Annotated in this window: 9 protein-coding genes and 1 tRNA gene; 3 read left to right on the top strand and 7 right to left on the bottom strand. The window is 72.0% G+C overall.

Annotated elements, in window-relative coordinates:
* From E1262_RS29745 to E1262_RS29730, 4 genes are all read right to left on the bottom strand, one after another.
* Positions 1-2,302, bottom strand: a 2,302-nt coding sequence (locus E1262_RS29745; RefSeq protein WP_132107960.1) for a glycoside hydrolase family 65 protein, incomplete at its 3' end; no start/stop codon positions are given.
* On the bottom strand, positions 2,299-3,048 hold the full coding sequence (locus tag E1262_RS29740; RefSeq protein WP_132107959.1) for an HAD family hydrolase: 750 nt from the start codon (positions 3,046-3,048) through the stop codon (positions 2,299-2,301). The genes E1262_RS29740 and E1262_RS29745, both read right to left, overlap by 4 nt.
* A gap of 74 nt (positions 3,049-3,122) precedes the next feature.
* On the bottom strand, positions 3,123-3,548 hold the full coding sequence (locus E1262_RS29735; RefSeq protein WP_132107958.1) for a hypothetical protein: 426 nt from the start codon (positions 3,546-3,548) through the stop codon (positions 3,123-3,125).
* A 43-nt stretch (positions 3,549-3,591) separates the two neighbouring features.
* Entirely contained in the window at positions 3,592-4,395 is an 804-nt protein-coding gene (locus tag E1262_RS29730; RefSeq protein ID WP_132107957.1) for an NAD(P)H-binding protein, read from the bottom strand.
* Between the two features lie 72 nt (positions 4,396-4,467).
* Here E1262_RS29730 and E1262_RS29725 point away from each other — a divergent pair, with 72 nt between their 5' ends.
* Together E1262_RS29725 and E1262_RS29720 are read left to right on the top strand one after the other, a co-directional pair.
* Positions 4,468-5,223: an IclR family transcriptional regulator gene (locus E1262_RS29725; RefSeq protein WP_162606143.1), complete on the top strand. Its 756-nt coding sequence runs from the start codon at positions 4,468-4,470 to the stop codon at positions 5,221-5,223.
* A gap of 223 nt (positions 5,224-5,446) precedes the next feature.
* Positions 5,447-6,358 (top strand): 5-dehydro-4-deoxyglucarate dehydratase, encoded by a 912-nt coding sequence (locus E1262_RS29720; protein WP_132107955.1) that lies wholly within the window; start codon positions 5,447-5,449, stop codon positions 6,356-6,358.
* Here E1262_RS29720 and E1262_RS29715 read toward each other — a convergent pair.
* On the bottom strand, positions 6,351-6,929 hold the full coding sequence (locus E1262_RS29715; protein WP_132107954.1) for a GNAT family N-acetyltransferase: 579 nt from the start codon (positions 6,927-6,929) through the stop codon (positions 6,351-6,353). The two genes, E1262_RS29720 and E1262_RS29715, sit on opposite strands and share 8 nt — an antisense overlap.
* A 102-nt stretch (positions 6,930-7,031) precedes the next feature.
* On the opposite strand from E1262_RS29715, the gene E1262_RS29710 reads away from it, so the two are divergent.
* Entirely contained in the window at positions 7,032-7,694 is a 663-nt protein-coding gene (locus E1262_RS29710; RefSeq protein WP_132107953.1) for a DUF6308 family protein, read from the top strand.
* Positions 7,695-7,702: 8 nt separating this feature from the next.
* On the opposite strand, the gene E1262_RS29705 is transcribed toward E1262_RS29710, so the two are convergent.
* Together E1262_RS29705 and E1262_RS29700 are read right to left on the bottom strand one after the other, a co-directional pair.
* Positions 7,703-7,785: transfer RNA gene (locus E1262_RS29705), tRNA-Leu, on the bottom strand.
* A 56-nt stretch (positions 7,786-7,841) separates the two neighbouring features.
* Positions 7,842-8,833, bottom strand: a 992-nt coding sequence (locus tag E1262_RS29700) for a DUF8094 domain-containing protein (protein ID WP_203454730.1), incomplete at its 5' end; no start/stop codon positions are given.

Raw genomic sequence — 8,833 nt, 5'->3', positions numbered from 1 at the left:
CGGGTGGGATGGGGATGGTGACCGGCGCGCCGACGCGGACGGTCACCGCTTCGCCGTGGTGCAGCAGGTCGAGGCGGGATCCGTCGTCGTGGTCGCCCTCGCGGAGGTAGTACGTCACCTCGCCTCGACGTACGCTCACCCGCAGCCGCAGGCCGTGCCACAACAGCGAGAAGTCCAGCCGCTCGATCCGGCTCGGCAGGCGTGGCGCGAACGACAGCACGCCGCCGTGGTCGCGCATCCCGCCGAAGCCGGCCACGAGGGCCAGCCAGGATCCGGCGAGCGAGGCGAGATGGACTCCGTCGCTCGTGTTCGCATGGCTGTCGTGCAGGTCGGTCAACGCCGCTTCGCCCAGGTAGTCGTGGGCGAGTTCCAGGTGCCCGGTCTCGGCGGCCATCACGGCCTGGGTGCACGAGGACAGGGAGGAGTCCCGGACCGTGCGCGCCTCGTAGTAGGCGAAGTTGCGGGCCTTCTCCTCCGGTGTGAACGCATCGCCCCGCCAGTGCATGGCCAGCACCAGGTCGGCCTGCTTGCACACCTGCCGGCGGTAGAGGTCGAAGTACGGGTGCGTGAGCAGCAGCGGGTAATCGTCGGGCGCGGTCGCCTCGAAGTCCCACTCCTGGAACCGGGTGAAGCCCTCGGACTGCTGGTGTACGCCGAGCTCATCGTCGTATGGAACGGTCATGGCGTGGGCCGCGTCTCGCCAGGAGGCCGCCTCTTCCTCGTCGACCTCCAGTGCGTCGGCGACCTCGGGGTGCCGGAGGACGGCGTCGGCGGCGCCGAGCAGGTTCCGCTGCGCCATGAGGTTGGTGTAGACGTTGTCGTGGGCGACCGCGGAGTACTCGTCGGGGCCGGTCACGCCGTCGATGTGGAACGCGCCGTGCCGGTCGTGATGCCCGAGCGAGCGCCACAGCCGGGCCGTCTCGACCAGCAGTTCGACGCCGACCTCGCGTTCGAAGGCTTCGTCGCCGGTGGCCTGGATGTAGCGCAAGGTGGCGTCGGCGATGTCGGCGCCGATGTGGAAGGCAGCGGTGCCGGCCGGCCAGTAACCCGACGTCTCGTGGCCGCGGATCGTCCGCCACGGGAACGCCGCGCCCTTCAGTCCGAGCGTGCGGGCCCGCTCGCGGGCGAGGTCCAGGGTGGCGTGGCGCCACCGCAGCACCTGCGCAGCTGCTTGCGGCTGGGTGTAGATGAGGACCGGGAGCACGAACATCTCGGTGTCCCAGAACAGGTGGCCGTCGTACCCGGGCCCGGTCAGGCCCTTGGCCGGGATGGGCCGCATCTCGTTGCGGGCGCCGGCCTGCAGTACATGGAACAGCGCGAACCGGACCGCCTGCTGGACCTCGGGATCGCCGTCGACCCGCACGTCGGCGGCGTCCCAGAAGGCATCGAGGAACTCGCGCTGCCCACGGCGGAGCCCGTCCCAGCCGCTGAGCCGCGCGGAGGCCAGCGCCGCGCCGACCTGGTCGCGCAGGGCCGGCAGCGAACGCCGGCTGGAGAAGCCGTAGGCGAGCAGCTTGACCACTCTGAGACGCTCGCCGGGCTTGAGCACACTGGCGATGGTGGTCCGCGCCCAGTCGGGGAACGCCTCCGTGCTGACCACCGTCCGGTCGGGGCCGTCGACGACGTGGGTCATCGCCGCCGCCACGCGCAGCCCGCTGGCCTTCGTCCGGTGGATCAGCAGGCCGCCCGCGCCGTTGGCGAGGTGGTGCTCGGACTCCAGCGGCTCCTCCAGCACGGCGGCGACGCGCGGGTCCTTCTTCGTGACCGGCACCTCCTCATTGGCGACCAGCCCGGACTGGATGACCACCCGGGCCTCCTTCTCGACGGGCTCGACCTCGTAGCAGATCGCGGCGACGGCCCGCTGGATGAACGACACCAGCCGGGTCGAACGCACCCGCACCGCCTGGCCCGCCGGCGACACCCACTCGACCGTGCGGTCGACAGTGCCGGCGCGCATGTCCAGCACCCGCTCGTGCGCGCGCAACTCGCCGTAGCGGACGTCGAACGGCTCGTCGTCGACCAGCAGGCGGATCAGCTTGCCGTTGGTGACGTTGACCACGGTCTGGCCCTGCTCCGGATAGCCGTAGCCGGCCTCGGCGTACGGCAGCGGGCGCAGTTCGTAGAAGGAGTTGAGGTAGCTGCCGGGCAGACCGTACGGCTCGCCCTCGTCGAGGTTCGCGCGCAGGCCGATGTGGCCGTTGGACAATGCGAGCACCGACTCCGACTGCGCGAGCAGGTCCAGATCCAGCGTCGCCTCCCGGATGCGCCACGGTTCGGTCGGGTAGGCACTCTCGCGGATCACCGGGGTGCCTCCGCCAGCAGGTCGCCGAGGTCGGCGACGACGACGTCCGCGCCGCGCTCGCGTAACGCGCCGGCCTGGCCGACCCGGTCGACGCCGACGACGAACCCGAAGCCGCCGGCGCGGCCCGCCTCGACCCCGGCGAGCGCGTCCTCGAACACCGCGGCTTCGCCCGGCGCGACTCCCAGCCGATCGGCTGCGGCGAGGAACGAGTCCGGATGCGGCTTGCCGCGCAGCCGCTCCGCCCGTGCGGTGCGGCCGTCGACCCGGACCTCCACGAGGTCCTCGATGCCGGCGGCCGCGAGCACCTCACGGCAGTTCGCGCTGGCGGACACCACCGCCCGGTGCAGCCCGGCGTCGACGGCGGCGCGCAGGTAGGCGACCGAGCCCGGATACGGGCGCACGCCGACCTCGCGCAGCCGCTCCAGCAGCACGGCGTTCTTGCGGTTGCCCAGGCCGTGCACGGTGTCGGCGGTGCCGGGATCGTCGTGCGTGCCCTCCGGGAGCGTGATGCCGCGCGAAGTGAGGAACGACCGTACGCCGTCGGCCCGTGCCTTGCCGTCGACGTAGACGTTGTAGTCGCGCTCGACGTCGAAGGGCACGATGGGTTCGCCCGTCCGCACGGCGCGGTCGCGCAGGAACGCGTCGAACGTCGCCTTCCAGGCGGCCTTGTGCACCTCCGCCGTGGGCGTGAGCACTCCATCCAGGTCGAACAGGCACGCCCTGATGTGGTCCGGCAGGCCAAGCATTTGACGACCTTAAGTCATCACCGGAGGCGGTGGGTGGCCTCGGCGAAATCCCGCGCGCCGCGCGGTCTGGCCGGTCAAGCGTCCTGGCCCTCCGACGCCGACTCGATGTCCAGCGGCAGCGGCGTGACCTGCTCCGCGTCGTCGCCCGGCCGGAGGTGCCAGTGCACGACGAGATCGGAGACGCGGCCGTACATCGGCTGGATCAGCAGGTAGTGCTCGGCGTGCCGCGGGCCGAACTCGCGCAGGTGCGTCTCGCCCTCGGTGACGGTGAGGTCGCCGGTGTCGAGTCGGACGTCGTAGGCCGGCAGGCCGCCGTCGTTGTGCAGGACGTAGCGGTGCTGGCTGCGCCGCTCGAGCCGGAACCGTGGCGCCGCGCGGGCACGGCGCCGGTACCGGGAGACGCGCCCGGTACCGGATGCCGGCTGGCGCGCGAAAACGACCGTCACCGTCATGATGAGCACCACGACGAGCGCGATGAGCAGAACGACGACGACCGTCACATATCGACTCTAATGCGGCATCGCCGCGGTGACGAGGCTCGCGTCAGCGGAACAGGTCGGCGTGGCGCACCGCCCAGTCGGCGAACGACGCGGCCGGCCGGCCGAGCAGGTCGGCGACGGTGGTGGTGGGCTGCTGCGGATCGTCGATCTGCTGGCTCTCGCCGTCGACGTACCACTCGGCGTACTCGCCCATGGCCTTGCTGAGCTCGGCGATCGCGTCCTCGCGGCTCAGCTCGACGTACGGGACGTCGCGGCCGAGCGCCCGGCCGATGAGCGCGACCTTCTCCGCCCGGGTCAGCGTCTCCGGGCCGGTGAGGGCGTACGCCTGGCCGACGTGGCCGCCTCCGGTGAGCGCGACGGCGGCGACCGCGGCGACGTCGTCCATCGCGATGGCGGCGTTCGCGGACCACGCGTAGCCGTCGCGGACCTGTCCGGTGGTACGGATCTGGTCGGCCCAGATGGTCGTGTTCTCCATGAACTCGCCCGGCCACAGATGCGTCCAGTCCAGCCCGGATGCCTCGACGTCGTCGACGATCGAGCCCCACCAGCTCTCCCGCTCGCCGGACAGACTGACGACGTGCTGCACCCCGGCCTTCTGCGCGCGGGCGAGGACCTCCGCGGCGGTGTCGGTGTACGAGGTGAGGTACATGCGGTCGACGCCGTCGAGGGCGCCGTCCAGCGAGTCGGGCTGGGCGACGTAGCCGGTCGCGACCTCGACGCCGTAGGGCAGCGTGGCCTTGGCGGGGTTGCGGACAAGGGCGCGCACGTCAGTGGCGCCGAGGGCGAGCAGGTGATCGACGACGAGGCGGCCGACGCTTCCGGTCGCACCGGTGACGAGGATGGTCATGGAGACAGCGTACACCGTACGCGTACGACGTACGCACATTCTGGCTCCTGCGGATTCGTAGTATGGGCCGCCGTGGAGGAGAAGCAGGCACCGTCGGTGAAGTCGGCCGAGCGGGCGTTGCGGCTGGTGGAGCTGCTGGCCGAGCGCGAGCCGCGGTCGTTCACCGAGCTGTACCGCGCCCTCGGCATGCCGAAGAGCAGCCTGCACGCACTGCTGGCGTCGCTCGCCCACCACGGCTGGATCGCCGACGACGGCCGCGGCGGCGTGTCGCTGGGCTATCGGGCCCGGGCGATGGGGCTGTCCGGCCTGGACGAGTCCGACGTGCTCGACCTCGTCGACGACGTGATGGAGGATCTCCGCACCCGCCTGGACGAGACCGTCCACCTGGCCCGGCTCGACGACGGCGACGTCCTCTACCTGGCGTCGAAGTTCTCGCTGCAGGCGCTCGGGGTCCGGTTCCGTCCCGGCCGCCGGATGCCCGCCTACGCGACGGCGCTCGGCAAGGCGATGCTGGCGGCGCTGCCGGCGTCCGAGCTGGCCGGGGCGCTGCCCGGGGAGTACGCCGCGCTGACACCGCACACGCTCACGTCGGAGGCGGCGCTGACGACCGAACTGGAGCGGGTTCGCGCAGCCGGCTACGCCGAGGACCACGAGGAGGGCACCGTCGGCCTCCAGTGCGTCGCGGTCGCCCTCCAGCACGCCGACCTGCCACTGGTCGCGATGAGCTGCTCGGTCCCAGTGCCGCGGATGGCCGATGCCAAGCGCGCCGAGATCGTCGCCGCCCTCCTCGACGCCCGCTCCACCGTGCTCGGCCGCCTCCGCCCCTGACCGCCGCGGTCGCTTGCGCCAGCCTGCCCCAGCCCGCCCCAGCCGAGTTGATCTTGGAGTAACCGGGGAGTTCTTGGGCGATTTGTCCGATAGATACCACAGTTACTCCAAGATCAACTTCGCTGGGCGGGCCGGGATGCGCGTTGACGCCGTCGCGCGCCGCCGCCTACGGTGGGTTCACATCTGCTAACTAGTTCAGATACATGAACTCGAAGGAGGCGACGTGGCGTATGCGCTTCGGGAGCTCGGCGACAGCGGGGTGTTGTTCTTCCCCGTCACACCGTTCGGCGACGACGGCGGGCTGGATCTCGCCGCGTTCCGGAAGCACCTGGACGACCGGCTCCCGTACGAGCCCGGCGCGGTGTTCGCCGGCTGCGGCACCGGCGAGTTCTTCGCCCTCGGGCCGGCCGAGTACGAGCAGCTGGTCGCGGCCGCCGTCGAGGTCGTAAGCGGCCGCGTCCCCGTGATCGCCGGCGCCGGCTACAGCGCGGCGCTGGGCGCGGAGTACCTGCGCCGGGCCGAGGCCGCCGGCGCCGATGCGGTGCTGCTGTTCCCGCCGCCGACGGTCATCGGCGGGCCGGCCGGGTTCGTGGCGCACGTCGAGGCGGTCGCGGCGAGCACGTCGCTGCCGATCGTGCTCTACCAGCGCGACCAGCTGGCGCTGACCCCGTCGACCGTCACCGAGCTGCTGAGCGTCGGCAACGTCGCCGGGCTGAAGGACGGCCGCGGCGACCTCGAGGCGATGCAGAAGATCGTGCTGGCGGCCGGCGACCGGTGGGCGTTCTTCAACGGGCTGCCGACGGCGGAACTGTCGGCGCGGGCGTTCGGCGGCATCGGCGTCACCGGGTACTCGTCGGCCGTGTTCGCGTTCCTGCCCGAGGTCGCGGTCGCGTTCCGGCGGGCGTTCGCGGCGGGTGACGACGCCACGTGCGACCTGCTGCTGCGCGAGTTCTACCTGCCGTTCGCGGAGCTGCGCGACCGCGGCGCGGGCTACGCCGTCTCGCTGATCAAGGCCGGGCTGCGGCTGCGCGGCAGCGCCGTCGGCTCCGTCCGTCCGCCGCTGTCCGACCCGGCTCCGGAGCACGAGCGGACGCTGGCCGAACTGATCGAGCGCGGGCTCGCGGCGGTCAGCTGAGCGCGCGGCGCATAGTGACGCGCGTGGGGGAGCGGCGCACCACCTCGGTGAACCCGGCACGCTCGTACAGCGACCGCGACCCGAAGAACATGAAGTCGTCGTGGCTGCGCTCCGGTTTGTCGACCGGGTACGCCTCGAGCATGCGCACGCCCTGCTCGCGCGCGTACCGGACGGCGGCGTCGAGCAGCTTGTGGTGGACACCCCGGCCTCGGTAGGGCTTGGCGACGAACGCGCAGATGATCGACCAGACGGGCTGGTCGTCGACCGCCTTCATGACGCGCGAGCGCTCGAGCCGGGCGTAGTCCTCGCGTGGGCCCAGGCTGATCCACCCGGCCGGGGCGCGGTCGACGTAACCGATCAGGCCGGGGCTGACGTCACCGTCGTCGACCAGCGTCCGCAGGTCGCGTTTGTTGTCCGGGCCGGCTGCCGCGCTGACCGACATCGGACCGGAACGCCGGTAGTACATGCACCAGCAGCCACGGACGATCGATCCGCCGCGGATCGCGAACAGCTCCTCCAGGTCGGCCCACGTCTCCGGAGTGAGCGGCCGGGCCTCGAACGCGTACCCCATGGACCCACGCTAGGCCCTAGCGCTGCCAGCGTCCGCAATCTCTGCGTCCGCGTGACGATCAACGCCTTGGTTCTGTCCGGGGAGCCTGTCACCATGATCGTCGTGACCCCGACACGCGCTCGTCGGCCGTCCCCCGCTCAGCTCGACCGCGCCCGGTCGGCCGCGCTGGGAGCCCTCGAGGACCCCGCCGCCGTCGAGAACCTCCGTCTCTTCTACGACCGCGACTCCAACTACGCCGGCCGCAGCTTCCTCGCCGTCGGGCCGGTCGAGTACGACAGCATCACCGCCGCCGACCTCTACGCCACGTCGCTGCTGGGCATCAGCGTCGGGCCGCGCGCCGGGCGGCAGCTGCTGCAGGGCGGCCCGCACCGCAACGACGTCCTCAAGGCGCTGCGCATGGTGCCGGTCGAGACCGACCTCGCCGACGCCGACGACGCCGTCTTCGACGCCGCCGAGCACCTGCACCTGCAGCTCAAGAACGCACTGGGCGGCAACAAGTGGGTGGCGGCGTCGAAGCTGTGTGCCCGCAAGCGGCCGCGGCTGTTCCCCGTCCGCGACTCCCTCGTCACCCGCGGCCTGCTCGGCGTCGGCCAGGACCGCCGCGTCGACTGGCTCGTCTACCAGCACCTCATCACCGACGGCGAGGTGCAGCGGCGGCTCAAGGAGGTGACGCAGGAGTCGGCGATCCGCGAGTCGGACCTGCTCGACCCGCCGCTGCGCATCCTCGACGTCGTGCTCTGGATGCACGTCAAGACGGCCGCCTGACGGCCGCGTGCGGGAGGGGGGACTTGAACCCCCACGTCCGAAGACACCAGAACCTAAATCTGGCGCGTCTACCTGGTTCCGCCACTCCCGCGCACCGGTAATCGTAGGGCACCGCGCCTTGGCGAGGCTGACAAGGCACTTCGGGTCTCAGGGAACCGACCAGGTCATGCCGATGGGCTGCATCTGCTGCCCGACCACCGTGGCCGAGCCGTCGACGTCGACGGAGAGGATGAAGGTGGCGTTCTGGGAGATCTCCGCCTGCGAGATCTGCGACCCGCCGGGGATGGTGCCGAGGCCGGCCGCCTCGATCACCACCGAGAAGCCCGGGTTCACCGTCACCGACTGCGTGCAGCTGATCGACGCCAGGGCGACGGCGCCGTACTCGGTCTGCAGCCAGTGGATCTCGTCGGGACTCTCGACGGCGCAGGTGCGGGTCGCGGTGCCGAACTCCGGCGGCGCGGTCTCCAGTTGCAGGCCGTGGACGGGCAGGTTGGTGAGGCCGTCGGCGAAGCTGAGGTCGACGCCCTCCGGCGCCTCGCCCGTCTCGCCGTAGACCCGCAGCGCCTCGAGCACTTCGTCGCCGCGCCGGACGGCGGCGTTGTCGGCGACGACGGCGGCACCGTCGGCGGTGAGCGGCGCGGTGACGGACGCGCCCTCGGGCGGGTGGACGGCGAGGCTGGCCAGCCACGGCGACGCGGCGTTCTCGCGGGTGAGCAGGAACCAGGACGGGGCGCCGCCGGCGGAGGGCTCGCCCGTTACGACCGCCCACATCGGATACCCGCCGACTTGCGGCGACAGCACGACCGACGGCGTGACGGCGGCCGGCGGGTCCTCCGGCGCGACGCCGGTGACCTGCTGCTCCTCGGCCGCGAACTGCGACGTCGCAAGGAGCGTGCCGCCCTCGACCTCGGCCAGCGGGGCCGCGCCGGAGCCGGCGGCGGCCGAGCCGACCACCTCGTTGTACCGATCGAAGAAGCTCTCCGCCCGCTCGGACGTGATCGCCGGGATCAACGCGTCGCGTGCGGCCTGGTCGATCTCGCCGGGCACCTGGGCGCAGCCGGTGACCAGCCCGGACAGTCCGAGCACGACGGCGATCCGCGCGGACGGCCGCGGCGGTGGCTCCGGGGCGGGGGGCGGCG

Origin of the sequence: Jiangella aurantiaca (assembly GCF_004349105.1) — a bacterium.
Classification (GTDB): domain Bacteria; phylum Actinomycetota; class Actinomycetes; order Jiangellales; family Jiangellaceae; genus Jiangella; species Jiangella aurantiaca.
This window is presented reverse-complemented; position numbering and strand designations above follow the sequence as displayed.